We start from the raw sequence: 25,629 nt of genomic DNA, 5'->3' as shown, positions 1-25,629 counted from the left end.
GCTTTTCAATCTCTGCTAACACGCTTCACCCTTGCTTGTAAAATAAGTCGCAATTGTAACACACAAAACTTTATTTAAAACTTTTTGGCTATGCTTAGATTCTAAGCTTTAAGCACTCTTGTATTACAATAAAGTGTTTTTTGGATTTTTATATACCAATGTGAGGTCATCGTTTATGTATAAAATAGCCATATATCCGGGAACATTTGATCCAATTACCAATGGACATTTAGACATTATCAAGCGTTGTGTTGGAATCTTTGATAGGGTTATTGTTGCTGTAGCAAAAAATCAAACTAAGCACCCAATGTTTAGCCTTACTCAACGCCTTGAAATGATACGAATCGCGCTAGATTCTATGCCCAATGTAGAGGTGGAGGGATTTGATTGTTTGTTAGCAGAATTTGCAAAATCAAAAAAATCAAATGTGCTCATACGAGGACTTAGGGCGGTGAGTGATTTTGAATACGAACTCCAGTTAGGATATGCTAATACCTCCTTAAACCCCGATCTTGATACCATGTATTTTATGCCAAGCCTCCAAAATGCTTTCATTAGCTCTTCTGTAGTGCGATCTATTATTATCCATAAAGGGCAAATCTCTCATATGGTGCCACAAGCCGTGTGTGAGTATATCCAAGCACACACAAGATAAGGAATATCTATGCACCCACAAAATCTCTCATTCTCAACCCCAAAAAATGGTATATATGTTGTGATAGAAGGTATTGATACTTCTGGCAAAAGCACACAAATTGAGGCTCTTAGCAACCATTATCCTCAAGCTATTGTCACCAAAGAACCCGGTGGTAGCAAAACAGGACAACATATACGAGAGATGACTTTACACACGCCTAATCTCGATAGTTTTTGTGAATTTTTCTTATTTTTGGCAGATCGCGCCCAACACTACCACGAAGTGCTAAAACCCAACTTAGATTCTCAAAAACTCATCATCTCTGATCGGAGTTTAATCTCTGGCATTGCTTATGCAAAAGATATCCCTCAAGCCGTTGCGTATAATCACGCAAGCATGAGAGGCATAAAACCGCATTTATGCATTCTTTTGTCTCTTAATGAGGCAAGCCTAAGGGTAAGATTGGGGCAAAAAACGCACGACAAAATTGAAGAGCGTGGTATTGCCTATATGCTTGAGATTCAAGAAAGACTGCAAAGATTTTGTGCATTACTAGAAATACGCACACTCACACTAGATGCTACCCTGCCTCGAGAACGAATCACGCAAACAATTGTGCGTGAGATTAACTCGCTTTAGTAATGATGCGATGTCTTGTGTGTGAGAATCTTAGCCTAAAACCTATTTGCAAAAAATGCCTATATTCACTCCCTATACGCCCTACTTCAAGAGTGCTTGAATGCGGACTTAAAGTCTATAGTTTTTTTAGACTAAGTGATATCGCACCGCTACTTTATAGCAAATATCACCATTTTGGATCACGCGTTTTGGCACATTTGGCGCGACATTGTGCACAATATTTTTTTGCCAAAGCCTCCCTGCACTCACAAACCATTGCCATAGGCTTAGATGATATCCCTCGTGGCTTTTATGCGCACACTGCAATCATTGTCAAAGAATTCTGCAAGGCTTCCAACAAGACATTACACCCACAATATGGCACACTCATTGCCCAAAACCCCATAAGCTATGCTGGTAAAAATTTGGCGTTTCGCCAAAATAATCCACGCAATTTCCTTTATAAACCAAAACCCCATAACACACACAAAGAAGTGATTGTCTTTGATGACATTATCACCTCTGGTCTCACGCTAACCCAAGCATACCAATGCCTAACAATGCACGATGTCCGTGTGCTCTTTGCACTAACACTCGCAGATTCTAAACTCTAAATACCATATAATCCTCGTATATAAACTCTCACAAAGCACCTGCCAAACGCGATTATGCATCTTATATTTAAGTTATTATTAAGAAAGCTTGTCCTATTATCCACGCGTTATTTTACCCCCAAAGGATATGCTATGAATACAACAAACACAAGTTTTCTTATGCTTTGTTCGTTGCTAGTGCTACTTATGACTCCGGCATTGGCTATGTTTTATTCAGGTATGGTAAAAACCAAAAACACACTAAATACCATTATGAATTGCTTTATTGTCTTTGGTGTGATTACCCTGCAATGGATTGCCATAGGATTTTCTCTTGCATTTGGCGAAGATAGTGGGTCTGGTATCATAGGATCACTGGAAAATCTTGGATTAGTAGACATTAGTGGCTATGATGAAAATGGGGTGCCTCATATCTTGCATGTCATTTTTCAGATGATGTTTGCCCTTATTGCTTCAGCCATCATCACTGGATCTCTTGTAGGGCGCATAAAACTCGGTGTTTTGGTCGTATTTCTTATTTTTTGGAGCACCATAGTCTACGATCTATTAGCGCATATGATTTGGAGTGAAAAAGGCTTTTTGCTTGTGCGTGGTGGTTTGGACTTCGCTGGAGGTGGTGTTGTACATGTAAGTGCCGGTGTAGCTGGTCTTGTAGGAGCATTAATCGTGGGCGCACGCAAAGAAGAGGACAGCTATCATATCTCTAGTGGTGCACACTCTGTGCCCTACACATTTTTGGGGGCGGTGCTTTTATTTATTGGTTGGCTAGGATTTAATGCCGGAAGTGCAGGCAGTGTCAATGAAATTGCTGTTAATGCGTTCGTGGTAAGTATCATCTCTGCAGCAAGTGGCTTTTTGGCTTGGGTTTTGTTAGAGTGGGCTATACACAAGCGTCCAACTATTTTGGGTAGTTTAAGTGGTCTTGTAGCTGGGCTTGTGGGTATCACTCCGGCATGTGGATTTGTAGGAATCTACTCAAGTATTTCCATCGGTGCTATTTCCGCAATTGTGTGCTACATGGGACTTAGCTTTATCAAAAATAAGCTCAAATGGGACGACTCGCTTGATGCATTTAGTTTGCATGGCATAGGAGGCGTATGGGGCGGTATCGCTACTGGACTTTTTGCAAGTAGCGAGGTTAATCCACAAGCCACAGGCGAAGGCACATTGGGTGAGGGATTATTTATTAGCGGTAGCTATCATTTGTTTTTAGAGCAACTTTTTAGCATTATGGTGTGTATTGTATTTTCAGCGATTGTAAGTTTTGTGATTTTTAAAATCATAGCGCTTTTTACAGATTTGCGTGTATGTGAAAATATTGAAGCACAGGGCTTAGATATAGCACTTCATGGTGAGCAAGCCTATATGATGAAAGATCATTAAGACTTTCGTGGCACACGCCACACTTGCCATACCAAAAGCACAACACCTACATCAATCATCACATCAGCAAAATTAAAAATCGCAAATTCAAAACCATAATGCCAAAACACATAATCCACAACACCTCCGTGTATGAATCTATCTAACACATTACTTACACCTGCACCCAAAATAAGCCCAAATGGCACATAATGCCTTTCTATAAACCCTCCATATATGATAAATACACATAATACCACAAGCATAATACTTTGAATATATTTAAGGTATATACCCAAAAATGCAAACATAGAAAATGCTACCCCATCGTTATACACAAGGGCATTACCACCTAAAGTAATCATATGAGAATCAAAACTAAATCCCTGCAAAAACACATGCTTTAGCCACTGATCCACCCCAAAAATACCAATGCCAACACCAAACATAATAAGAATCTTGCCAAGATTCTTGGTGGATGCAACACAAAGCTTACGCCACATTAGCCTAACTTTGCTCTAAAAAAGTTTGCAAGATCTTGGATTTGTGTTTTGACACTTTTGGAATTTTTCCCTTCTATTAAGATTCTTAGTTTGTTTTCTGTACCAGAATAACGCACCAAATGGCGATTGCCAGATTCACTCACAGAATCTAGTTTCTCTTGTAATCCCGCAATCTGCTCCAATGGCAACTTTTGAGAAACATTAAGATTTATCATTTCGCTTGGATACAGCGCAAAAGGATTAAGAGCAAGAGAAGATTTTTTGCCACTTTGTTTGATATAAGCTAATACTTGCAATGCCGATACAAGCCCATCACCCGTCTTTGCATAATCCCCAAAAATAATATGCCCACTATTTTCTCCGCCAAAATTTGCTCCACATTTTTGCATACTCTCTATCACATATTTATCGCCCACATTGCAACGCTCCAAACCAATACCATGGCTTTTTAAAAACTCTTCTAGTGCAAGGTTGCTCATAAGTGTCGCAACAATTTTATCGCCTCTTAGCATATTATTTTGTTTTTGGTACAGCGCCAAAGCACCAATAAGCTTATCACCATTTACAACCTCACCTTCATTATCCACTACTACAAGTCTATCTGCATCGCCATCAAGTGCAAAGCCTATATCAGCACGATATCGCTTGACTTCTTGTGCGAGATTTTGAGGATACATCGCGCCACATTGTTCGTTGATATTATACCCATTTGGCTCATCATTAATCATAATCGCATCAGCTCCAAGCTCTCTAAAAATAGTCGGTGCAACCTTGTATGCTGAACCATTTGCGCAATCACACACAATTCTCATACCTTGTAATGTAAGATGTTTGGGGAAAGAATTTTTGATATGCACAATATATCGCCCAATAACATCATCAATACGCTTTGAGCTACCAATCTCACGACCCACTTTGAGTGAGGCATTAAGCAGCTCTTCATCATAATAATTATTCTCTATGCTTGTTTCTGAATCTTCATCAAGCTTGTAGCCTAGATGATTAAAAAATTTTATCCCATTATCATCAAAAGGATTATGACTAGCACTAATCATAATCCCCGCATCACAGCGCATATCTTCTGTCAAAAACGCAATCGCTGGAGTAGGCATAGGTCCTACCTGAATCACATCATAACCTACAGAAGTGAGGCTTGAAACAAGGGCATTTTCTACCATATAACCACTTCGGCGCGTGTCTTTGCCTACGAGGATTTTATTGCTACGAATTGCTTGGGAAGCTTGTTGGAAATAAATTCCTGCACTTGCACCTAGCTTAATCACAGAATATGGTGTCAAAAAACGACCTGCCTTACCACGCATACCATCAGTCCCAAAGATTTTTTCTCTTTTTGCCTTGCTCATCGCTACTCCTTAAAGATTTGTAAATCTCTAAGAATCCTATCAGATTCTAAGACTTAAACTCTCTTTAAATAAATTTCGGTAGAATTTTGCCCTACATTTTTTTATAAAAGGATTAACTAGACCCATGGCAAATCATAAATCTGCACAAAAACGCATCAGACAAACAAAAACAAGAACTGATCGCAACCGCTACTACAAAACTAAACTCAAAAATATGGTGCGATCGCTACGAGAAGCAGTAGAATCTAAAAATGTTACAAAAGCTCAAGAATGCCTAAAAATAGCTAATAGAGAGATTCACAAGCTTGTCAGCAAAGGAATTTTAAAGAAAAATACAGCAGCTAGAAAAGTGTCACGACTAAACGCAAGTGTCAAAAAAATTGCCCAAAGTGCTTAATCTAAAGCATAATGGGTTTACACGATTTGGTGTGTAGCAACTTAATATAATTGGTAAGTTAGGTATCAAAATCAAATGTTAGTTAGCAAACTTCAACCCATTATCGCGCGCTATGATGAGATTAGCATACTCTTACAAACTTCCGAGATTCTACATGACATTCAAAAACTAAGGACCCTTAGTAAGGAACAAAGCGATATAGAATCTCTTGTGCAAAAAGCACGCCAATACATACAGATCCTAGATCACATAGAACAAAACAAGCAACTTTTAGAAGATAAGGAGTTAGGGGAACTTGCCAAAGAGGAATTAAAAAGCCTTGAAACCCAATCCAAAGAAATTGAAGAAGAAATAAAAATCCTCTTAATTCCCAAAGATCCGAATGATGATAAAAATATTTACCTAGAATTGCGTGCCGGAACAGGTGGCGATGAAGCCGGAATCTTTGTGGGGGATTTGTTTAAAGCCTATTGTCGCTATGCAGATTTACAAAAATGGAAAGTAGAGATCATTAGTTCAAGCGAAAATAGTGTCGGCGGATACAAAGAAGTCATCGCGCTTATTAAGGGCAAAGGTGCATATTCAAGACTCAAATTTGAGGGTGGCACACACAGGGTGCAGAGAGTCCCAGAGACCGAATCCCAGGGGCGCATACACACTTCCGCTATCACCGTTGCGATTATGCCAGAAGTCGATGATGTGCAGGTGCATATCAATCCCAATGATCTAAAAATTGAAGTCTTTCGTGCGGGAGGGCATGGTGGGCAAAGCGTCAACACCACAGATTCGGCAGTGCGTATCACACACATACCCACAGGTATTAGCGTTTCTATGCAAGATGAAAAATCTCAACACAAAAACAAAGACAAAGCAATGAAAATCCTCCAGGCTAGAATCTATGAAGCCCAACTCCAAGAACAGCTCGATCAAAATGCCACCGCACGAAAAAATCAGGTAGGTAGTGGGGATAGAAGTGAGCGCATACGCACATATAATTATCCTCAAAATCGCCTAAGCGATCATCGCATCAACCTCACGCTATATTCTTTAGAAGAAATTATGCTCTCTGGTAGTCTTGATTTGGTGATAAATCCCCTCATTACCGCAGAACAAAGCGAATCTATAAGTAATCAAACAACATAGGGATTCCTCATTTTTACACTAAGGAGGCACACAATGCTACAAGTTGGAATTTTTGGGGCAAGTGGGCGCATGGGATCATTGCTTGTCCAAGAAGTATCAAAAGATGAGAATCTACAGCTAAGTAGCGTATATGCGCGCGATAACACACAAGAGCTTTATGCACAAAACCTTCCTGTAGCAACAACTATCAAAGATTTTTTAGATTCTTGTGCGTGTATTATTGATTTTTCCTCCAAAGAGGGTAGCTTGGAACTTATGCATACGGCCAAGAATCTGCATAGATACAAACCTATGGTGATCGGCACAACAGGATTTTCGCAAGAAGAATTTAAGACACTCCAAGCCCTAAGCACACACTGTCCGATTCTATATGCAAGTAATATGAGTATGGGTGTAGCAATACTTGCAAAAATCTCTGCCATAGTCGCACAAACACTCAAAAACAGCGATATTGAGATTGTTGAATATCACCACAGACACAAAAAAGATGCACCAAGTGGCACAGCGCTTACACTTGCACAAGCCTGTGCAGAAGCTAGAGGACTAGATTTGCAAAAAGTTCGCGTGAGTGGGCGTGATGGTATCATAGGAGCACGAAGCAAAGATGAAATAGGCGTGATGAGTATCCGTGGGGGCGATGTGGTAGGCAAACACAATGTAGGATTCTATCTTGATGGCGAATACCTTGAACTCACACATAATGCCACAAGTCGTTTGACATTTGTCAAGGGCGCTATTTGTGCGATCAAATGGTTGGCTGCTAAACCAAGTGGCCTATATACCATACAAGATTCGCTAGCTCTTAATGCATAATCTAATGTGTCATTTATGTATTCTGCTTAATGGATAGAATCTACCTTGATAATGCTGCTACAAGCTTCCCTAAAGCACCGGGTGTAAAAGAAGCAGTATGTGCCTTTATGGAAAACATAGGGGCGAGTCCAGGGCGAAGCACACACACGCTCTCTATAGAATCTGGACAAATCTTATATCAATCTCGACGGCTTTTAGCAGATTTGTTTGGATTGCAAGATTGCAAAAGGGTATTTTTCACACACAATGCCACAATGGCGATAAATACACTTTTACAAGGTTTTTTGCGTCCAAATGATATTGTTGTTACCACACAAATGGAACATAATGCACTTATGCGCCCACTTCATACCCTACAAAAACGCTTAAATCTTACTATCTTACAAATCCCTTGCACACAACTTTGCGAACTGGACTTAGAATCTGCTAGGACATTGCTTAAAGGCGCTAGACTTCTAGCTTGTGCGCATATCAATAATGTCAGCGGTGCAGCAATCCCGCTTAAAGAACTTAGCATCTTAGCAAGAAATGAGGGCGTGAAATTTTTGCTTGATGGCGCCCAAAGCGTAGGCTGTATGGAAATGTATGATGTCATGCAAGAAGTAGATTTTTTGGCTCTTAGCGCACACAAAGGGCTTTTATCGCCTATGGGTGTGGGTGCGCTACTCATACATGATGATTTTGATATGCAAACTTTAGAGCCACTTGTGTTTGGTGGCACAGGTAGTGCGAGTGAAGAGGAGATTCAACCAATATTTTTGCCCGATAAGTTTGAGAGTGGCACACAAAATATGCACGGCATTGCAGGACTTTGTGCTGGGATACAATGGCTAGAACAACATGGCATAGCACAGATTCACGCACACGAACTGGCACTACGCAATACCCTTATTGATGGGTTAAAATCCCTAAAAAATGTCAAACTCTATGAAGTAGCAAACCCTGCTAATGCGACACTTTCAATTGATATTAAACATAAAAACATTGCAGAAACAGGATTAAGACTGGATAAAGAATTTGGGATTTCTGTGCGTGTGGGATTGCATTGCAATCCTGCAACACACAAAATCTTAGGAAGTTTTGCCAAGGGCGGTAGCATAAGGATAAGTGCTGGCGCATTCACCACACATACGGATATAGAATCTTGCATAGTGGCTATCCACACAATCGCACAAACCTAAAGCATATATGCCAAGCCTCTATTAACGCTTCGCGATAAGCAAAAAATGTGGATACCAAAGTTTAGGTATATAAAAGTATTGCGTATGATACCCAAGCTCCCCTAAATCCCTAGCAAGATTATGAGGATATATGCTCCGTACGCGTTCACCATTTATCAATAAATCGTGCATGGCATTAGCAAAATTCCCAAATCGATGCGTTGCATCAATATCCTTAATGACAACATAACGCGTTTTAGAAGTAAGATTATGCAAAATATTCTGCCAAGCCTTAAAATTCAAATGATGCAACACATCACTTGCAAAAAACATATCAGGCTCTTTTTTCATAGATTCTAAATCCCAAAGGCAAGTAATATTAGAATGTTTTAGAGGTGGCGTATAAGTCTTATAAATAGAATCTAATGCTATTACCCCCCCCCCCCACACCAGAGGATGAATTTTTAATCATTTTTGCGGCAAAAAATTCACTCCAAAATAATGTCCCTGCCCCAAAATCCAAGATACATTTTAAGGTATCTAGCGGAATGTGTTGCTCTAAAAGTGTTTGTATTTCTTGTGCAGGAAGCACGTAACTCCTACCAATTTTACGCAATACATCAAGGGAATGCGTTGCAAAGCCCATAAACTCTCCTTTTTATCAATGTGGATGCGACATTATAATAACCAGTCGCTCTTTTAAGACTTAAAACGGAGCATATATTCATCATAAGCTTCAAAAAGCATATCAGTATCACTCTCTTGTGGTTGCCACTCTAAAAGATCTATAGTTTGTTGAATATCTACGATATATTGTTCATCAGCTATCATATATTGCTCCTTATACATTAAGGGTATTCCCACAGATTCTAAGAAAGCCAAGATATACTTCATGCCTTTGGCATATGTAGGCACAAGAAAAGACTTAGAATGCGCATGTGTGATGAGCTTGCTCAATAACTCTCGTATACTAGGAGGATTATACGATCCTAGATTTAGCTCTGCATTTGGAATCCCCTTGTTAATCGCACATACAATGGCTTGTGCACAATCTTTAACACTTATCATCTGATAACAATTCTTGCCATTACCAATCATAGGGACAGGTAGAGAGTGTCGCACTAATGCAAAAAGTTTTGTCAAGATTCCATAACGCCCTGCACCTACGATAATACGCGGTCTAAAAATTGTAGCACGCAATCCTTGATCCCTAGCAGCAAAAATAAAATTTTCAGAATCTACCTTGGTGCGTCCATACCAACCAAATGGCTCACGCTGATGATTGCAATCTACAGGCAAGTATTGTGGTTTGCCATACACCATATCGGTGCTAAAATACACAAGATTCTTACATCCATGTGCCAACATTCTTTTTATAATATTCCTAGTTCCCTGCACATTTACTTCCCTAAAATATTGCTCCAAATTTCCTCTAGGAGGTTTTGGGGCATAAGCCCTAGCTGCTAGATGTATCACAATATCGCTTGACAAAAATCTAAATGAACAACCTTTGGTTATGTCACAATATACAAACTCAACTTCATCTGGTAAATATTGGGATTTATACACATCTATACACACCACTTGTGGTTTTTGTGTATCATGTGTGCCAAAAACCTTGGCATGATCCCCTACTAAAGAATCTAAGATTGCCCTAATGGCATAAAGACCGACAAATCCACTACCACCAATTACAATATAACGCATGACCTCAACCTTTTGCCATTGTAAGGCATACAAGCCCTAAACATATCAAGGCAATCCCTAATATCTTAAGACCCCCTAATGGCTCGCCAAAAGCAAAATATGCTACGATAGCAGAAAAAATAAACCCTATACTCAAAAATGGATATGCCACACTCACATTGACCTTTGCCAATACAATAAGCCAAGATACGATGCTTATGGCATAAATGCCCATACCACAGATGATATATGGATTTAATACACCACGCATAATAAAATCCATACTCAAACTAAGCTCTCCCAAACTACTCATACCCTTTTTCAACAAAAGCTGTGCGATTGCATTAAGCAATACAGAAAATAAAATTAATGGGATAAAAACAATCATCTAAACTCCTTACAAATGAGATACGAAGACATATAAGCTCGAGATATACACAAGCCAATAAGAAAAAAGCGTAAAGATTGATCGCGGGTTGCAAAGAATATATTAAGATTTATAGTATTATGGAAATAGCTATAAGAAAGTTTATTGTGCAAAGAAAAAAGAAGAAAGAAAACGATGTTTATATGATGATAAAAAGCTACAAGGGAGTATCTTCTAGAGTATCTATGCCCCCCCCCCCGAGAGATGTTTTGGAACCTTTATCATTCACCTCTCTAAATACCCAAAACTTTTGCAAGGGATAGGAAAACAAAGGCACACTCAATGCGATACACAAACTCACATATATATATGAAAAGTCTTTGCCCAAAAATGTGATAATTTCCCCATAGCCAAAAATGAGGCACAATGTCACAATATATTTTGGCAACATTGTAGTGTGATTTGGTCGTATGCCAAAAGCGTATTTCATCTGTGCAAAATATCCAAAAATAAAGCTCACAAGATTACCCATAAAAGTAGCAATATATCCACCGCCAAAAAACGCAAACACATTTGCTACAATATAAAAAATCGCCGTAGCAACACAACCAACAAGCACATATCTAGCTAACACTTATGTTTCCTGGTATTTAAGATCAACCCATATGAGACTAACGCAAACAATACAATGACACAAACACAAAAAATAACACCCATATTCATAGCCCAATGTATTGAAACATCTGGATTGAGGCGTTCAAAAAGAGGTTTGAATATCTTTTCACCCCGCCATAAAAAGAGCGCTAAAACAACCATGTATAATACAATTTTTTCATATTTACAAGATAGAGAAGCTAAACATATAGCAATAAAAAGCATATAATGATCATATCCCAAGTGTGGCAAAGTAAGTAATGACAATATAATAGAAGCTGCTACTACCCTATGAGTTTTAGGTTTAAATCTCCATACCAAAACCACAAAACTGACATACACCAAAAGAATGACAAAAGAAATCACCGAATACGGAGTGCCAAAAAGCTTTTGGGAAAGACTCATTAAATCACTTGGTCCACCAAGAGCATGATCACTCAAGTAAGCATAAGCATTAACCTGTGAAAGTAGATGTAAAACTTCAATGGGTGAAGCACCAACCTTAAACCCAAACAAACAGACAAACCCAAATACTATCAAAGCACTACCAAAAACCTCTTTGTAATATCCACAAAGGAAAAATCCAAGCAAAATAGGTAGTGCAAAAGAATGCTTTACACATACCAAAGACAATCCTATAACCATAATCCAAGGTTTATGTCTAAATGAGTATGCCAACACAACACCAAATCCTACAATAATTGCACTTTGTGCGTTACCTATAACATTACCATACGTATAACCAAAAAGCACCAAAATCGATATAAACCACAAAAACAATCTAGGCACACCCGCTATATAAAAGATAAATATCGTAGCAAGAAATAATATAATATTTAAAAGCCCAAAGGCTATTTTGGTACTTTCCCAATCCAAAAATGCAAAAGGCATCATAAAAAAATACATAAATGGCATATAATTTGGACCATTAGCCATAAACCTATCTCCTTCTAAAAAGGCTACATAGGGATTAATGACATCTAAATGGCTCCCCCCCCCCCCCCGAAGTCCATAGCTGCACTGCAGGATACCATTGCATATCTAGACTACTCTCAAATGCTGCCAACAAACTATAATACGAAGCTCTCAATACAACAAGAGCAAAAACTAGCCAAAAAACAACATAATATCGATTATAAAATCTCACTAAAGCCTCAGTGAATCTGCTTATTATCATATCCTACTCCTTGTCATTATGGGTTGTATTAAGATTCTGAAATACCACAAAGTCTTGCGTATCAATGATTTTTATATATGGCCACACACCATCTTGTAATTCCTGCAAGGTTTGTAAAGAATGTGCAAGATTTTGACTTATAACGCTGGGTCTTTTTAATGAGTTAAAGAATACAGAATCTTTGCGTAAAATAATAAAATCCTTTGGTACAAAGGAAAAGGTATGGGGTTTCTTATTCCATTCTTCATACACAAAGCCCTCAGGACTTAGATGACCATAGATCCTATAAATATTTTTGGGTTCTAAACCAAACTGCAAATAAGCAAGCGGTGTGTCAATAAGAAGCGTGAATGGTGGATGCATATCCTTGAAATAAGGATTTAAAAGTGCAACTAGCTTGTCTGATTGTTCTTTGATGGTGGAAAGATCACGGGGATATTTCTTAAAAACTTGTTGATAAGCATGATTGTAAAAACCACCAAATATTTCTAAAATTATGAGCATACTAAATGCCCCCCCCCCGAGCATTAACTTCATGCGATCAAATCTTTCATTAATAACAAGCACAAAAGGAATAAAAAGTAAAATCCCTAAACATATTGAACTAAAATAATATGTTTCCCAAGCTTTATTAACTTGCAATAACAAATAAAGCATCGAAACACTAAAACCAACGGCAACAGGAATAAACTTATAATATTTTTGAAATGTATGTGCGCGTGCAAAAAACATCCTACAAGCCAGAATAGCTAACGCGATACAAACAAATACTAAACAAACAAAGACTATAAGCTCAAAATAATAAAAATCTACAACCTGAAATAGCTTGTGCATGATGCTTACATCGACATAGGAACCATGATTAGTAGCATTACTATTCATATTCCCTTTAAACATATCAAGCCACGCTAAAAAACCTCTAGGGTGCATAAGATAAGGATTTGTAAGAATCCAAAGCGCAAAAATACTCAATGTAGCTATTGTAACCTTTTTGACAACATGTATGAGTGAGTGCATATTCGGATTACTAATAAAAATATAAAAAATATAACTATAAAGTAGTGGCAAAAACATAATAGCTTGAAACTTTGCTGCACCAAGAGCAAGTCCAAAAAATATAATGCCATAATAATAAAATTTACCAAAATGAAAATTATCCTTACATAGATAATATACACAACACAAAAGCAAGAGAGCCTGGAAAAGATCTGGCTTAAAAAGATAGCCAACCTTCCAAAAACCTGGCATAGTGATAGTAAAAATACAAAAAAGAAGTGCAATCCTTGAACTTACATATAATTTCGCAATTTTATATATCACCCCAAGCAAAGCGATAGCAAATAATGCATTAAGCATTCTAGGCATATAAATAGCCATTTCATAATTTGGATACACCTTAAAAGGTAAGACTATAAGGAGATTACATACATACCATAAAAAACCATAATTATAAAATTCAAAAGCAAAAAATTTTTTTATATCAAATTCTAGCATCCCCTCATACATTTTTTGTAATTGCAAAAACTGAGGGAACTCATCACCTCTCGTATATTCCAAAAACTGCACATCTAAATAACGCCAGTTAATATAGGCAAAAACCCCAAAAACACATGTGCTAATTATCCAAAAAACTCCATTAATCCCTCTCATAACACTCCTTTATACTTTAAAATACACGAGTCCGACAAAACATATAAGCCAAGCCAAAATACTAATTTGCAAGAATCTATCTTTGAGGAGAATCTTGGATGGACTTGAACTACGTTTATAGACAAAAGTAATTTGTAAATAACGAAAGATTCCAAGTAGGACAAAAATGGAAGTGAAATACAACTTATCAGTGCCAAATCTCTGTATAACTTCTTCATCAATACTATAAAAAATATATGCCACCATCACAATAGAAGCTGACACACTCATTGCTACATCAAGAAACACACGATTATAGGATTCTATATTTTGACGCATTTTGTATCCACTTCTTTCAAGCAAAATACAATCATCGCGTCGTTTAGCTAAAGCCAAGAAAAGTGCCAAAAGAAATGTAACAATCACGATCCAATGTGATAGAGGTATATCAAAACAAATCGCACCTACCCATAATCGTAATACAAATCCACATGCAATCACAAAAACATCAATAATAGCAATATTTTTAAGCCAAAGAGAATAAAGGGTATTAATAATTACATATAAGACAACAGGAATAAAAACCCCATGAGGAGAAAGGCTCATTAACAATGCCCCCCCCCCCGAACATTAAAATACACACAAACACAAAACCTACTGCTACACTTACTCTACCACTTGCGATAGGTCGGTTTTGTTTTGCAGGATGCAACCTATCATAATCCCTATCGATTACATCATTAAGACAATATATCCCACTGCACACAAGACTAAAACCTACAAACACACCCACGGCTACGCGATAATCAATCCCCCATATACCATAAATATTAAATGCAAAAAACAAAGGCACAAAAATAAAAAGATTTTTTGTCCATTGGTAAGGACGCGCGATCTTTACTAAATCTCCTAACATACACATCCATTTCAAAAAAATTTCTGAAGTCTAGCCAAAAATCTCTTAGGCTATATTTAATATTTACTCTGTGCTTTTGTGTATAATTCTCATATGCGAAAAAACCTTGGAACAAACACTCTATTTAATGAGTGTTATAATTTCCTCAAGGGCATTTACCCTAAAATCTACATGCGCTGGATCCAAATTTTCATACTCCAAAAGCGTTTGGGTAAGTTCTGTAGATTCTATAAGTTTGACATTTTGCACACACGCAAAAAGGGCTTGTTGGTTAAAGACATGCACACCGCTAATAAGTCTTGTCTGAAAAAATGCTGGCTCTAGCGGATTATGTCCACCCACCTTTGGCACAAATGATCCACCAAGCACGACAATATCGCTTACAGCATAGAGATTCACAAGCTCCCCTAGCATATCTACCACAATAATGTCTCCTCTAAGCTCGCTACCAAGCACACTTAATCTCTCATAAGTAAGCCCTATTTTATCTAGCATTTCACACACAGATTGAAATCTCTCTGGATGCCTTGGGGCAAGAATACATTGCGCGTTTGGATACTGCCTTTTAAAGTCCAAAAAACTTCGTATAATAATTTCTTCTTCACCCTTATGTGTGCTAGCCCCAAGTATGGTAAGCGGTGCGATTTTGTGATAAACTTTGCTTACTTTTGGGAGATTAAGCATTTTTAGATTCCCAAATACACTGACATTACGCGCACCGATAGCCTGCAGGCGCTTTTTATCTTTTTGACCTTGGGCAAGCACCACATCAATATTTTCAAAAATACCCTTATAAAATCCCTTGAGGCGTTCATAATTTTTGTGCGATTTATCCGAGATTCTGGCATTTAGCAAAAAAGTCTTAGCGCGCCTAGATTTTGCGATAAAAAAAAGCATTTTCCATAATTCTGCTTCCATGACAACAAGACTTTTTAGCTGCTTAAGTTTTCCACGCCAAAGTGGCAAAAAAATCTCAAATGGTAGAAACTTCACGCACACTTGTGTAGGAAATTTAGACTTAAAAAGCCTGTTTGCTTCTGCATAGCCTGTGTGTGTAATAGTAGTAATCAATACAAGCGGCTGACGAGAATCCTTCAACAAAGCCGTGATGATAGGCTCTAGCGATTTCACTTCTCCAAAAGAGCATGCATGAAACCAATACTGGGGTTTAAAAGGTAACTTAAAATGCACACCAAAAAACCTCTGGGGTAATGAATCTTTATGTTTTTTGCGCAACACACTAGCTACCAAAAGTGGCAAACACACGATATACACGATAATACAAAGCACCATATACACATATGGAAAATGAGCATAATATAGCGATTTTTTCACATTTTTCCTTGATATTTATTTACTAGTGCGTCCAAAGACACATTGTTTTCCGCCAAAAAGCACAGAAATTGCACTATCTTCGCACGCTATACTTTGTGGTATCTCCCAAGATTGTGCCCAAAGCTTGATAACCTTGTGCGTATCACCCAATACAGAATCTAGCCCATAATTTTTATATGCGTTATCACTCACAAACGCTTGAAGATTCTCTAATTTCTCATGATATGCAAACACACTTGCCAACATACTAAGCGCAATTGGTGCAGAAAAAATTCCACCCGGAGCCGATGCACAATATTTCTTGCTTTGTAAATGTGGTGCAGAATCTGAACCAAAGCTCACTTTTGGGTGAGCACTTAAGGCACATACAAGTAACGAATCTCTATCTTTTGGTGTTTTTATCATGGGTTTGCAAAACAAATCTGGGTGCATAAGATTCCCTAGCACATCATCAAGGCTTAACAACATATGATGCAAGGTTATCGTGGCATACAAATTCTCATATCGCTCCAAACTCTCTAATGATCGCCTATCGCTCATATGCTCGATGATGATTTTTAAATGCGGAAATGTGCGAGCAAGAAATTCATACACTTCCAAAAATTCAAATTCGCGATCCATACAGTACCCATTACTTTCGCCATGAATAGATAACATAAAGCCCAAATCTTGCGCAATATGCAAAATCTCAAGTATCCGCTCACTTACAACTTCACGCACACCATTTTCACTGCCTGTAGTCGCTCCCTTTGGGTAAAGTTTGAGGATTCTTATACCTTGTGTGTAGGCATGTGTCAATTCCTCTTTGTCTAGATTCTCATGTAAATACAATGTCATAAAAGGTATAAAATCCAAGCCTTTACTTAGGCGCATAATCTCATCGCGATATTGCAACGCCAAAGCAGTAGTCATAATCGGGGGTTTTAGGTTTGGCATTACCACACCAAGGGCAAAATCCCTAGCACTAAAAGGCAACACAGATTCAAGCATTCCACCCTGTCGCAAATGCAAATGCATATCAAACGGATTGCTAAGTGTGATCTCTTGATATTCTCTAGATTGCAAAAAATCCCCAAAAAATCGTTCAAAAAATGCACTCATCACTCACCCCAAAGATTGTTACTGGCATTGTGCGAGAAGTTCAAGCATTTTTTGTTTATACGACATCGCATACTCTTGTGAATCTGCCTCAAAACGACTAACAAGCACTGGCGTCGTATTGCTTGCTCGCAAAAGTCCCCAACCATGCTCAAATACCACGCGCAAACCATCAATATCAATAATATCTAAAATCTTTGGAAAGTCTGCTGGTGGGTGAGAAAGACACGTTGTTAGCTTAGCAATAAGAGAAAATTTTTGCTCTTCTGTGGTGGGAATCTTTTCTTCTGGAGTTGAAAACATCTTTGGTAAAGCTGCAATTTGAGATTCTATCTCTTGTGGTGTGGATTTTACAAACAATTCTAATGCCCTAAATGCCGAATAAATCGCATCATCATACCCAAAATACCGCTCTTTAAAAAAAATATGTCCGCTCATTTCAGCAGCAAGATCAGCGTTGAGTTCTTTGAGCTTTACTTTGAGATTGGAGTGTCCAGTTTTATACATCACTGCCTTACCTATTTTGTTGATTTCATCATACATTATACTCGAGCATTTTACCTCGCCTATGACAATAGGTTTGATGCCACGACTTGCCATTTCACGTGCAAAGAGTATGGCTAACTCATCGCCCTTATAGCTATAGTTTGTGCTTAAGAGTGCCAACCTATCCGCATCGCCATCAAAGGCAATACCAATAGGGATTTGTTTTTGTGCCATAATGGCTTTAAGATCGTGCAAATTCTCTTCCTCGCTTGGATCTGGGTGATGATTAGGAAAAGTGCCATCTGGCTCAAAATACAACGCCTCATAATCAATATGTAGATTCTCTAACACTTGCTTAATCGCCACACCTGCCACGCCATTACCACAATCAATGGCAACCTTATAAGGAAAATGCGCTAGATGAGCAAATTGCTCACTCAAAAATGCAATATAAGAATCTAGTGCTGGGAGCTTTTCACAAGATTCAGTAGAAAGTAGATATGGGTGCGTATCAAGCTGTGCTATAAGTTCCTCTCCAAGCTCTTTAATCGCCTCACCATAAAATGGTGCATTTTGCAAAGTTATTTTAAAACCATTGTATTGTGGGGGATTATGCGAACCTGTAATCATCACAGAATTTCTACACTGCACGCCATTTATGGCATTATATGTAGTAAAATATGCCACAGGAGTAGGAATAAGCCCCAAATCATACACTGCAATATGGGCATTTTCAAAACCACTTTTTAGCCACCCAAAAAGAATGGGTGAATGTGTGCGTGCATCAATGCCAATACTCACACTGCTTTCTCCAAGCTTTTTAAGTCTCTCTCCCAAAAGCCTACCGATATTAAATACCACATCTTGTGTAAGATCTTTATCAAAAATACCGCGTATATCGTATTCTCTAAATATTTTCTCTCGTCCATTTGAACTCATAACTACACTCCTTTATCGCACTAAAGAATTTTGCTAAAAATTTTACAAAAACTTTAGCAGAAATGCGATACAATTTAAAAGTTTTGGCACAGAATTTTTGAAACCACCTTAAAAAAGCAACTCAAATTCTAGATTTATAGTCACAAGGATGTATTATGCACTTTAATCGCGTATTGCAACATATCACCCCTTATGAAGCTGGAAAACCTATAGAATTAGTGGTGCGTGAATATGGCATAAAGCGTGAAGATATTATCAAACTTGCAAGTAATGAAAATCCATATGGCACTTCCCCAAAAGTCTTACAATCCATACAACTTGAGACTATGAGTCTTTACCCTGATGATTCATATTATGAGTTAAAAGATGGCTTAGCTACGCATTATGGTGTAGATTCTCAAAATATCATTATCGGATCTGGGAGCGATCAGATTATTGAATTTTGTATCCACGCACTATATAAAGAAGGGCTTAAAATCTTGCATGCAGGAGTAACCTTTGCAATGTATGGAATCTATGCCAAGCTTTATGGTGCAGAAGTCATCAAAACACCTGATAATGCTCATAATCTTGCACAATTTTTAGAATCCTACCAAACACATAAGCCAGATATTATCTTTTTGTGTGTGCCTAACAATCCACTAGGAGAATGTCTAGAATCTAAGCAAATAGAGGATTTTATCGCGCAAATCAGCCCTGATACACTTGTAGTCATCGACGGAGCATATCAAGAATATGCCACCTACAAAGATAGTGCCAGAAGCATTAATCCATCACATTTTATTGCTACATACCCAAATGTCATTTATCTAGGGACTTTTTCCAAAGCCTATGGATTGGGTGGCATGCGTGTAGGATATGGTATAGCACAAAAAGATATTACTACCGCCTTACATAAAGTGCGACCACCATTTAATATTACAACACTAAGTTTGCAAGTAGCAATCCAAGCCCTTAGAGATCAAGATTTTATCCACTCTTGCATACAGAAAAATTTCGAGGAAATGGCACGCTATGAAGAGTTTGCAAAAGATCACGCTATTAGGTATATCCCTTCGTATACAAATTTTATTACCTATCACAGCGACAAAATTCAAAGTAGCAAATGTTGCCAATGGCTTTTGGAGCGTGGGATTATTGTGCGCGATCTAACTAGTTACGGACTTAATGCTTTTAGAATCACTATTGGCACAAAAGAGCAAAATACGCGTGTGCTTGCGTTTATACAACAATATCTAGAGCAGTGACAAAAATTAGGAGAATCATTTGAATCTGCAGTTAATTTTAGAACAAGTTTCAAAAATACTTGGGCGTATTAACAAAAAACAGCGCATTATTATTCTTGCTACGATTGTTATTCTCATATCATTTGTTACCTATCTTGTGCTTTTTAGAGTGGATTCAAAAAATGAATATGAAGGCTATTCTGTGCTATTTAATGGTGTGGATCCTGCAGATAGTGCGCTTATTTTACAAAACCTCCAACAAAACAAGATTCCATATAAAATTCCTACAGATAATACAATCCTTATCCCTAGCGACAAGGTCTATGAGCAACGCATTAACCTCGCCTCTTTAGGGATCCCAAAACAAGGGAAAAAAATAGGGTTTAGCGACTTTATCGAAAATCAGAATCTTGGTGATACAGACTTTAGGGAACAAACAAAATACCAACTTGCTGTAGAGGGCGAACTCACAAAAACTATCGAAAGCATTACGGCTATTGAGAGCGCGAGTGTCCTTATTGCTCCAGCAGAAAAGTCCGTATTTAGCAAGCAAAACATTCCACCCACCGCATCGGTTAAGATTCAACTACGGCAGGGCATGGATCTCACCCAGGCACAAACCATTGGTATCAAAAATCTTGTGGCTGCTGCGGTAACTAACCTCACGCCAGATAGAGTAAAAATCATCAATCAAGATGGGGATTTACTCGGTGAACTCAATGAATTTAGCGAACCATCGGGCATGATAAAACTTGCCGAACAGCAACGCAAATATCAAATGAATATTGAGAAAAATTATGAACGCAAAATCATCGAGGCACTTAAGGCTATTGTAGGTGATGAAAACAGAGTCCGTGCGCAAGTAAGTATGGAATTTGATTTTAGTCAGGTCAAACAAACACAAGAACTTTTTGGCAACAATGTCGTTGCTGCGCAACGAAATATCGAAGAGCACGAAAAGGGTATTCGTGAAGCTCCAATAGGTGGTGTCCCGGGTGTAGTAAGCAATATAGGACCTGTCCAAGGACTTGATGATAATACTATCATGAATGAAAAACATAAAACCGATGAAGCCACAAACTATGTCGTAGATCGAACAGTAAGTGAAATCAAAGGACCTATTGGGACACTTAAACGCATAAGTACAGGTGTGGTCATCGATGGGACATATCGCGAAGTAACCAATGAAGATGGAAACAGGCGTTTGGAATATGTGCCGCGAAGTGAGCGTGATTTAAAAGAAATAGAGGATATTGTCAAAGGCGTTATATCCTTTAATGAGGATAGGGGAGATTTTGTTAAGGTTTCGAACTTTGAACTAAATGCTGCTACAGCCAATTATCGACCTAAGGATTCTTGGGAAAGCTTTTCGGAAAATATCGAAAAATACTTAGGTCCATTCTTGCCTCTTATCAAATACTTTATTGTGGCTATTGTACTCTTTATCTTTTACAAAAAAATCGTTACACCATTTGCCGAGCGTATGCTTGAAGTGCAAGAAGAAGATGATGATGAGGTAGAATCCCTCTTACGTCTTGAAGAAGATGATGATGAAGATCTCAATCGCTTTAGTGAGCTACGCAAACGCGTAGAAGATCAGTTAGGTCTTGGTGGCGGGTTTAACGAAGATGAAGTAAAATATGAAGTTATTTTAGAGCGTATGCGTAGTATCATTGCTGAAAAACCTGAGGAAGTTGCCTCGCTTTTTCAAACACTCATCAAAGATGAAATAGAAATAAATAATGCTTCATAGAGTAAGGATATAATATGGCGATTAATCTCACACCACGACAAAGAGCACAATATGATGAACTCTCTATGTCAGAAAAAATTGCAATTTTACTCATACAATTAGGTGATGAAATCACTAGTGATATATTTCGCCACCTCGATATAGATTCTATTACAGAAATTTCTAAACAAATTGCACAACTTGGTAATACCGATAAAAGTATAGGGGCAGCAATCTTAGAAGAATTTTATATCATTTTCCAATCTAACCAATATATTAACACCGGTGGTTTGGATTATGCAAGAGATTTACTTATCAAAGCACTAGGACCAGAGGCTGCCAAGGCAATTTTAGACAAACTTGCCAAAACAATGCAATCTGCCAAAAACTTTGCATACCTTGCCAAAGTACGTCCGCAACAGCTCGCAGATTTTATTATCAACGAACATCCACAAACAATCGCTCTCATTCTTGCGCACATGGATCCAAACTCTGCAGCAGAGACTTTAGGGTATTTTTCTGATGATTTACGCGCTGAAGTGGCTATTAGAATGGCAAATCTTGGAGATATTTCGCCAAATGTTGTTAAAAGAGTGTCTGCAGTGCTTGAAAACAAACTAGAATCTCTTACAAGCTACAAAGTAGAAGTTGGTGGAACACGTTCTGTGGCAGAAATGTTTAACAGATTAGGACAAAAAGCAGCCAAAGCAACTATTGCACACATTGAACAAATTGATGAGCAACTTGCTACAGAAATTAAAGAGATGATGTTTACATTTGAGGATATCAACAAACTCGATAATAACGCTATTAGAGAAATCCTAAAAATCGCCGACAAGAAGGATCTTACTCTTGCGCTCAAGTCAGCTAATGATGAACTCAAACAAAAATTTATGGCAAATATGAGTCAAAGGGCAAGCGAACAATTTATCGAGGAAATGCAATTTCTTGGAGCAGTTAAAGTGCGTGATGTAGAAAATGCTCAACGAAAAATTGTCGAAGTCGTGCAAACACTCTCTGAACAAGGTCTAATTCAATTAGGCGAGCAGGATGATGTCATTGTTTAATCAAGAAAATATCATTGGCACACAAAGTGCACGTAACCATAAGATTAGCAAGTATGAGTTTAAATCCATCACACAATATGATGATACGACACCACAAGAAATGGCACCAACACCAGTCGTGCAAGAGATTGCGCCCATAGAGCAGCCACCAAAAATACCAAGCTTAGAAAAAGAACTTGTGGATAGACTTTTGCAAAAAAGCGATGAACTATCTGATTCGTTAGCCAAATTACAATTGCAGTTTGAAAAAGCCCAAAGTCAAGTACAAGAACAACTTAATAATGCTAAAGATGAGGCATACAAAGAAGGTTACAATCAAGCGAAAGAAGAAATCAAAACAGAAATACAAGACGAACTCAATACACAAAAGAAAGTCTTGGTAGATTCTATCATCACCCTAGAAAATGCCCTTAAAGATTCTCAAACTCATCTCCAAAACCTCGAAAAAGAACTAAGTGCTATAGCTGTGGATATCGCTAAAGAAGTCATTGTCAAAGAAATAGAAGAAAATAGTCAAAAAGTCGCACTTACCCTTGCCAAAGAACTTTTACACTCCATTATCGATGCTACGGACATTACACTCAAAGTCAATCCACAAGACTATCTATATCTTAAAGAACAGCTAGAAAGCGCACAACCAGAAGGTATGCAAAAAATTACTATTCTCTCCGATAACGCACTAAAACCCGGTGGTGTCGTTATCATCAGCAATCAAGGCAATCTTGATGGAAGCATTATGACACGCTATAAAAATATGAAACAATCCATCCTAGAAAATATGAGAGAGCTATGAATACAAGCGTTATACCCCCTAAAGAAGTTGAGCAAACAGCCAAAGCTTTATTAGAGCAAAAATCTATCCACACAATGAGTCTTGATGAACTAGAAATCTTAACGCAGGCAATTCGATCCAAGATTTTACACACAGTGAGTAAAAATGGTGGGCATTTAAGCTCAACTTTGGGTGCAGTCGAACTTATCGTAGCAATGCATCATACCTTTGAGTGCAAAAGCAATCCTTTTATTTTTGATGTGAGCCACCAAGCCTATGCACACAAACTCATCACAGGACGATGGAATGAGTTTGAGAGTTTGCGCACATTTGGAGGAATTAGTGGATTTTGCAATCCTACAGAATCTAGCGATGATTATTTCATAGCTGGACATAGTTCGACATCTATATCTCTTGCTGTAGGGGCTGCCAAAAGCTTTGCGCTCCAAAATGCCTCTCGTATCCCAATCGCACTTATTGGTGATGGTGCACTTAGTGCAGGTCTCGCATACGAAGCACTAAATGAACTTGGCGCACGAAAATATCCTGTGATTATTATCCTCAATGACAATGAGATGAGTATCGCAAAACCAATAGGGGCAATCAGCAATTATCTTTCACAAGCGTTTGCATCCCCTACCTATCGATCCATACGAACCAAAATCAAAAAAGCACTCTCCGTCATGCCCGAATCTACCTCCTATCTCGCCAAAAGATTAGAAGAATCGTTTAAACTTATCACACCTGGCTTACTCTTTGAGGAATTAGGGCTAGATTACATAGGACCAATCGATGGACATAATCTAGGGCTTATCATCTCTACCTTGCAAAAAGCCAAAGAACTAAAAACACCTGTCATTATCCATGCACAAACCACCAAAGGCAAGGGTTATGAGATTGCTGAAGGGCATTTTGAAAAATGGCATGGTGTAGGTCCTTTTGATATACAAACAGGTAGAAGCATCAAGACTCCTAGCACTACCCCAACACCTACACAAACCTTTAGCGCCACACTTTTACATGCTGCCAAAGATAATCCAAAAATCGCAGGAGTTACGGCAGCTATGCCATCTGGCACTGGATTAGATGCGCTTATTGACTATGATCCAAATCGTTTTTGGGATGTAGCTATAGCCGAACAGCATGCAGTTACATCTATGGCGGCTATGGCAAAAGAGGGTTTTATCCCATTTGTTGCAATCTATTCTACTTTTTTGCAACGCGCATTTGATCAAATCATTCATGATGTAAGCATTATGAGTATGCCTGTGCGCTTTGCAATTGATAGGGCTGGAATAGTAGGCGAAGATGGCGAAACACATCAAGGGCTATTAGATATAACATATTTGCGCGCTATCCCAAATATGATACTTTTTGCACCACGCGATAATACAAGCCTTTGCAAAGCCATAGAATTTGCCATTACTTGTGATTATGCTCCAAGTGCATTTCGCTACCCACGCAATACATTTATACTTCCTAATAACACATTTGCACAAAATGAATTTAGCTTGGGGAAAGCGGAAATTCTACAAAATGGCAAAGAGATCTTGCTCATAGGGTATGGCAATGGTGTTGGTAGAGCATGGAAATGTGCTAAAATCTTAGAAGACAATGGACTTATGCCAACACTCCTTGATTTACGATTTGTAAAGCCACTTGATACGCAGCTTCTTACGCAGCTTCTTAGCACACACAAACATGCATTTGTATTTAGCGATACATATTATCTAGGTGGTGTAGCAAGTGCTATTATAGAATCACTTATGCAAACTCCGGCAAAAGAGCATATTAGTAAAATTACAAGTTTTGAAGTGCGTGATATGTTTGTCCCTCATGGCAAAAGTGAAATAGTCGAGCATTCTTTGGGATTAGATGTGCAAACACTTGCACAAACTATCCTAAATCACATAGCTTAGAGATTCTACTCTAAG

28 protein-coding genes are annotated in these 25,629 nt (G+C 38.2%); 13 read left to right on the top strand and 15 right to left on the bottom strand.

Annotated elements, in window-relative coordinates:
- Nucleotides 1-175: 175 nt before the first annotated feature.
- From coaD to C6H22_RS03965, 4 genes are all read left to right on the top strand, one after another.
- A complete protein-coding gene (gene coaD, locus C6H22_RS03980) occupies nucleotides 176-655 on the top strand; it encodes a pantetheine-phosphate adenylyltransferase (protein ID WP_104694041.1) in 480 nt (159 codons plus the stop codon).
- 9 nt (nucleotides 656-664) lie between these two features.
- A complete protein-coding gene (gene tmk / locus C6H22_RS03975; protein WP_233707023.1) occupies nucleotides 665-1,276 on the top strand; it encodes a dTMP kinase in 612 nt (203 codons plus the stop codon).
- Nucleotides 1,277-1,278: 2 nt separating this feature from the next.
- On the top strand, nucleotides 1,279-1,869 hold the full coding sequence (locus C6H22_RS03970; RefSeq protein WP_104694040.1) for a ComF family protein: 591 nt from the start codon (nucleotides 1,279-1,281) through the stop codon (nucleotides 1,867-1,869).
- 132 nt (nucleotides 1,870-2,001) lie between these two features.
- Complete coding sequence (locus C6H22_RS03965) at nucleotides 2,002-3,252, top strand: ammonium transporter (protein ID WP_104694039.1); 1,251 nt, start codon at nucleotides 2,002-2,004, stop codon at nucleotides 3,250-3,252.
- Here C6H22_RS03965 and lspA read toward each other — a convergent pair.
- Complete coding sequence (gene lspA / locus C6H22_RS03960; RefSeq protein ID WP_104694038.1) at nucleotides 3,249-3,734, bottom strand: signal peptidase II; 486 nt, start codon at nucleotides 3,732-3,734, stop codon at nucleotides 3,249-3,251. The two genes, C6H22_RS03965 and lspA, sit on opposite strands and share 4 nt — an antisense overlap.
- A complete protein-coding gene (gene glmM, locus C6H22_RS03955) occupies nucleotides 3,734-5,098 on the bottom strand; it encodes a phosphoglucosamine mutase (RefSeq protein ID WP_104694037.1) in 1,365 nt (454 codons plus the stop codon). Before glmM ends, lspA begins: the two co-directional genes overlap by 1 nt.
- A gap of 124 nt (nucleotides 5,099-5,222) precedes the next feature.
- Here glmM and rpsT point away from each other — a divergent pair, with 124 nt between their 5' ends.
- The 4 genes from rpsT (at nucleotide 5,223) to C6H22_RS03935 (ending at nucleotide 8,632) form a co-directional block, all read left to right on the top strand.
- The gene (gene rpsT, locus C6H22_RS03950; RefSeq protein ID WP_104694036.1) at nucleotides 5,223-5,495 is read left to right on the top strand and encodes a 30S ribosomal protein S20; all 273 of its coding nucleotides are present in this window, start codon (nucleotides 5,223-5,225) and stop codon (nucleotides 5,493-5,495) included.
- A 75-nt stretch (nucleotides 5,496-5,570) separates the two neighbouring features.
- Complete coding sequence (gene prfA, locus C6H22_RS03945; protein WP_104694035.1) at nucleotides 5,571-6,638, top strand: peptide chain release factor 1; 1,068 nt, start codon at nucleotides 5,571-5,573, stop codon at nucleotides 6,636-6,638.
- Between the two features lie 33 nt (nucleotides 6,639-6,671).
- Nucleotides 6,672-7,451, top strand: a complete 780-nt coding sequence (gene dapB / locus C6H22_RS03940) for a 4-hydroxy-tetrahydrodipicolinate reductase (RefSeq protein WP_104694034.1) — start codon at nucleotides 6,672-6,674, stop codon at nucleotides 7,449-7,451.
- Between the two features lie 29 nt (nucleotides 7,452-7,480).
- The gene (locus C6H22_RS03935; RefSeq protein ID WP_104694033.1) at nucleotides 7,481-8,632 is read left to right on the top strand and encodes an aminotransferase class V-fold PLP-dependent enzyme; all 1,152 of its coding nucleotides are present in this window, start codon (nucleotides 7,481-7,483) and stop codon (nucleotides 8,630-8,632) included.
- A gap of 21 nt (nucleotides 8,633-8,653) precedes the next feature.
- Here C6H22_RS03935 and C6H22_RS03930 read toward each other — a convergent pair whose 3' ends face one another.
- From C6H22_RS03930 to C6H22_RS03870, 13 genes are all read right to left on the bottom strand, one after another.
- The gene (locus C6H22_RS03930; protein WP_104694032.1) at nucleotides 8,654-8,962 is read right to left on the bottom strand and encodes a hypothetical protein; all 309 of its coding nucleotides are present in this window, start codon (nucleotides 8,960-8,962) and stop codon (nucleotides 8,654-8,656) included.
- Nucleotides 8,963-9,020: 58 nt separating this feature from the next.
- The gene (locus C6H22_RS03925) at nucleotides 9,021-9,257 is read right to left on the bottom strand and encodes a hypothetical protein (protein ID WP_104694031.1); all 237 of its coding nucleotides are present in this window, start codon (nucleotides 9,255-9,257) and stop codon (nucleotides 9,021-9,023) included.
- A gap of 53 nt (nucleotides 9,258-9,310) precedes the next feature.
- Nucleotides 9,311-10,318, bottom strand: coding sequence for an NAD-dependent epimerase/dehydratase family protein (locus C6H22_RS03920; RefSeq protein WP_104694030.1), 1,008 nt, complete (start codon nucleotides 10,316-10,318; stop codon nucleotides 9,311-9,313).
- 4 nt (nucleotides 10,319-10,322) lie between these two features.
- Nucleotides 10,323-10,685: a DMT family transporter gene (locus C6H22_RS03915; protein WP_199769803.1), complete on the bottom strand. Its 363-nt coding sequence runs from the start codon at nucleotides 10,683-10,685 to the stop codon at nucleotides 10,323-10,325.
- Nucleotides 10,686-10,881: 196 nt separating this feature from the next.
- The gene (locus C6H22_RS03910) at nucleotides 10,882-11,298 is read right to left on the bottom strand and encodes a GtrA family protein (protein WP_104694029.1); all 417 of its coding nucleotides are present in this window, start codon (nucleotides 11,296-11,298) and stop codon (nucleotides 10,882-10,884) included.
- A complete protein-coding gene (locus C6H22_RS03905; RefSeq protein WP_104694028.1) occupies nucleotides 11,292-12,254 on the bottom strand; it encodes a glycosyltransferase 87 family protein in 963 nt (320 codons plus the stop codon). Before C6H22_RS03905 ends, C6H22_RS03910 begins: the two co-directional genes overlap by 7 nt.
- A 34-nt stretch (nucleotides 12,255-12,288) precedes the next feature.
- Nucleotides 12,289-12,495 carry a hypothetical protein gene (locus C6H22_RS03900; protein ID WP_104694027.1) on the bottom strand — a complete coding sequence of 69 codons (207 nt, stop codon included), beginning with the start codon at nucleotides 12,493-12,495 and terminating at the stop codon, nucleotides 12,289-12,291.
- Between the two features lie 3 nt (nucleotides 12,496-12,498).
- On the bottom strand, nucleotides 12,499-14,145 hold the full coding sequence (locus C6H22_RS03895) for a glycosyltransferase family 39 protein (RefSeq protein ID WP_104694026.1): 1,647 nt from the start codon (nucleotides 14,143-14,145) through the stop codon (nucleotides 12,499-12,501).
- A 9-nt stretch (nucleotides 14,146-14,154) separates the two neighbouring features.
- Nucleotides 14,155-14,730, bottom strand: a complete 576-nt coding sequence (locus tag C6H22_RS03890; RefSeq protein WP_104694025.1) for a UbiA prenyltransferase family protein — start codon at nucleotides 14,728-14,730, stop codon at nucleotides 14,155-14,157.
- On the bottom strand, nucleotides 14,675-15,040 hold the full coding sequence (locus tag C6H22_RS03885; RefSeq protein WP_158654615.1) for a UbiA family prenyltransferase: 366 nt from the start codon (nucleotides 15,038-15,040) through the stop codon (nucleotides 14,675-14,677). Before C6H22_RS03885 ends, C6H22_RS03890 begins: the two co-directional genes overlap by 56 nt.
- 120 nt (nucleotides 15,041-15,160) lie before the next feature.
- Entirely contained in the window at nucleotides 15,161-16,375 is a 1,215-nt protein-coding gene (waaA, locus tag C6H22_RS03880; RefSeq protein ID WP_233707022.1) for a lipid IV(A) 3-deoxy-D-manno-octulosonic acid transferase, read from the bottom strand.
- A gap of 15 nt (nucleotides 16,376-16,390) precedes the next feature.
- Complete coding sequence (gene pyrC, locus C6H22_RS03875) at nucleotides 16,391-17,476, bottom strand: dihydroorotase (protein ID WP_104694023.1); 1,086 nt, start codon at nucleotides 17,474-17,476, stop codon at nucleotides 16,391-16,393.
- Between the two features lie 18 nt (nucleotides 17,477-17,494).
- Nucleotides 17,495-18,898: a phosphomannomutase/phosphoglucomutase gene (locus C6H22_RS03870; protein WP_104694022.1), complete on the bottom strand. Its 1,404-nt coding sequence runs from the start codon at nucleotides 18,896-18,898 to the stop codon at nucleotides 17,495-17,497.
- A 155-nt stretch (nucleotides 18,899-19,053) separates the two neighbouring features.
- On the opposite strand from C6H22_RS03870, the gene hisC reads away from it, so the two are divergent.
- Genes hisC through dxs form a run of 5 tightly spaced genes read left to right on the top strand, consistent with a single transcriptional unit; the run spans nucleotide 19,054 to nucleotide 25,614 of the window.
- Nucleotides 19,054-20,145 carry a histidinol-phosphate transaminase gene (hisC, locus tag C6H22_RS03865; RefSeq protein ID WP_104694021.1) on the top strand — a complete coding sequence of 364 codons (1,092 nt, stop codon included), beginning with the start codon at nucleotides 19,054-19,056 and terminating at the stop codon, nucleotides 20,143-20,145.
- Between the two features lie 19 nt (nucleotides 20,146-20,164).
- A complete protein-coding gene (fliF, locus tag C6H22_RS03860; RefSeq protein WP_104694020.1) occupies nucleotides 20,165-21,877 on the top strand; it encodes a flagellar basal-body MS-ring/collar protein FliF in 1,713 nt (570 codons plus the stop codon).
- A gap of 14 nt (nucleotides 21,878-21,891) precedes the next feature.
- Nucleotides 21,892-22,923 (top strand): flagellar motor switch protein FliG, encoded by a 1,032-nt coding sequence (gene fliG / locus C6H22_RS03855; protein ID WP_104694019.1) that lies wholly within the window; start codon nucleotides 21,892-21,894, stop codon nucleotides 22,921-22,923.
- A complete protein-coding gene (gene fliH / locus C6H22_RS03850; protein WP_104694062.1) occupies nucleotides 22,910-23,716 on the top strand; it encodes a flagellar assembly protein FliH in 807 nt (268 codons plus the stop codon). The genes fliG and fliH overlap by 14 nt, the downstream gene beginning before the upstream one ends.
- Nucleotides 23,713-25,614: a 1-deoxy-D-xylulose-5-phosphate synthase gene (gene dxs, locus C6H22_RS03845; RefSeq protein ID WP_104694018.1), complete on the top strand. Its 1,902-nt coding sequence runs from the start codon at nucleotides 23,713-23,715 to the stop codon at nucleotides 25,612-25,614. Before fliH ends, dxs begins: the two co-directional genes overlap by 4 nt.
- The last annotated feature ends 15 nt before the right edge of the window (nucleotides 25,615-25,629 follow it).

It is taken from the genome of Helicobacter equorum, assembly GCF_900198655.1.
GTDB classification, from domain to species: Bacteria; Campylobacterota; Campylobacteria; order Campylobacterales; family Helicobacteraceae; genus Helicobacter_F; species Helicobacter_F equorum.
This window is presented reverse-complemented; position numbering and strand designations above follow the sequence as displayed.

What these genes read in the sequence shown, in the direction of transcription:
- pyrC (WP_104694023.1), bottom strand. Translation starts at nt 17,476, where the DNA reads ATGAGTGCATTTTTTGAACGATTTTTTGGGGATTTTTTGCAATCTAGA.
- C6H22_RS03900 (WP_104694027.1), bottom strand. Translation starts at nt 12,495, where the DNA reads ATGATAATAAGCAGATTCACTGAGGCTTTAGTGAGATTTTATAATCGA.
- C6H22_RS03925 (WP_104694031.1), bottom strand. Translation starts at nt 9,257, where the DNA reads ATGGGCTTTGCAACGCATTCCCTTGATGTATTGCGTAAAATTGGTAGG.
- dxs (WP_104694018.1), top strand. Translation starts at nt 23,713, where the DNA reads ATGAATACAAGCGTTATACCCCCTAAAGAAGTTGAGCAAACAGCCAAA.
- fliG (WP_104694019.1), top strand. Translation starts at nt 21,892, where the DNA reads ATGGCGATTAATCTCACACCACGACAAAGAGCACAATATGATGAACTC.
- lspA (WP_104694038.1), bottom strand. Translation starts at nt 3,734, where the DNA reads ATGTGGCGTAAGCTTTGTGTTGCATCCACCAAGAATCTTGGCAAGATT.
- C6H22_RS03870 (WP_104694022.1), bottom strand. Translation starts at nt 18,898, where the DNA reads ATGAGTTCAAATGGACGAGAGAAAATATTTAGAGAATACGATATACGC.
- tmk (WP_233707023.1), top strand. Translation starts at nt 665, where the DNA reads ATGCACCCACAAAATCTCTCATTCTCAACCCCAAAAAATGGTATATAT.
- coaD (WP_104694041.1), top strand. Translation starts at nt 176, where the DNA reads ATGTATAAAATAGCCATATATCCGGGAACATTTGATCCAATTACCAAT.
- C6H22_RS03905 (WP_104694028.1), bottom strand. Translation starts at nt 12,254, where the DNA reads ATGGCTAATGGTCCAAATTATATGCCATTTATGTATTTTTTTATGATG.
- dapB (WP_104694034.1), top strand. Translation starts at nt 6,672, where the DNA reads ATGCTACAAGTTGGAATTTTTGGGGCAAGTGGGCGCATGGGATCATTG.
- prfA (WP_104694035.1), top strand. Translation starts at nt 5,571, where the DNA reads ATGTTAGTTAGCAAACTTCAACCCATTATCGCGCGCTATGATGAGATT.
- glmM (WP_104694037.1), bottom strand. Translation starts at nt 5,098, where the DNA reads ATGAGCAAGGCAAAAAGAGAAAAAATCTTTGGGACTGATGGTATGCGT.
- C6H22_RS03920 (WP_104694030.1), bottom strand. Translation starts at nt 10,318, where the DNA reads ATGCGTTATATTGTAATTGGTGGTAGTGGATTTGTCGGTCTTTATGCC.
- C6H22_RS03970 (WP_104694040.1), top strand. Translation starts at nt 1,279, where the DNA reads ATGATGCGATGTCTTGTGTGTGAGAATCTTAGCCTAAAACCTATTTGC.
- fliH (WP_104694062.1), top strand. Translation starts at nt 22,910, where the DNA reads ATGTCATTGTTTAATCAAGAAAATATCATTGGCACACAAAGTGCACGT.
- C6H22_RS03895 (WP_104694026.1), bottom strand. Translation starts at nt 14,145, where the DNA reads ATGAGAGGGATTAATGGAGTTTTTTGGATAATTAGCACATGTGTTTTT.
- C6H22_RS03965 (WP_104694039.1), top strand. Translation starts at nt 2,002, where the DNA reads ATGAATACAACAAACACAAGTTTTCTTATGCTTTGTTCGTTGCTAGTG.
- hisC (WP_104694021.1), top strand. Translation starts at nt 19,054, where the DNA reads ATGCACTTTAATCGCGTATTGCAACATATCACCCCTTATGAAGCTGGA.
- C6H22_RS03930 (WP_104694032.1), bottom strand. Translation starts at nt 8,962, where the DNA reads ATGAAAAAAGAGCCTGATATGTTTTTTGCAAGTGATGTGTTGCATCAT.
- C6H22_RS03885 (WP_158654615.1), bottom strand. Translation starts at nt 15,040, where the DNA reads ATGTTAGGAGATTTAGTAAAGATCGCGCGTCCTTACCAATGGACAAAA.
- rpsT (WP_104694036.1), top strand. Translation starts at nt 5,223, where the DNA reads ATGGCAAATCATAAATCTGCACAAAAACGCATCAGACAAACAAAAACA.
- C6H22_RS03935 (WP_104694033.1), top strand. Translation starts at nt 7,481, where the DNA reads ATGGATAGAATCTACCTTGATAATGCTGCTACAAGCTTCCCTAAAGCA.
- C6H22_RS03890 (WP_104694025.1), bottom strand. Translation starts at nt 14,730, where the DNA reads ATGAGCCTTTCTCCTCATGGGGTTTTTATTCCTGTTGTCTTATATGTA.
- C6H22_RS03915 (WP_199769803.1), bottom strand. Translation starts at nt 10,685, where the DNA reads ATGATTGTTTTTATCCCATTAATTTTATTTTCTGTATTGCTTAATGCA.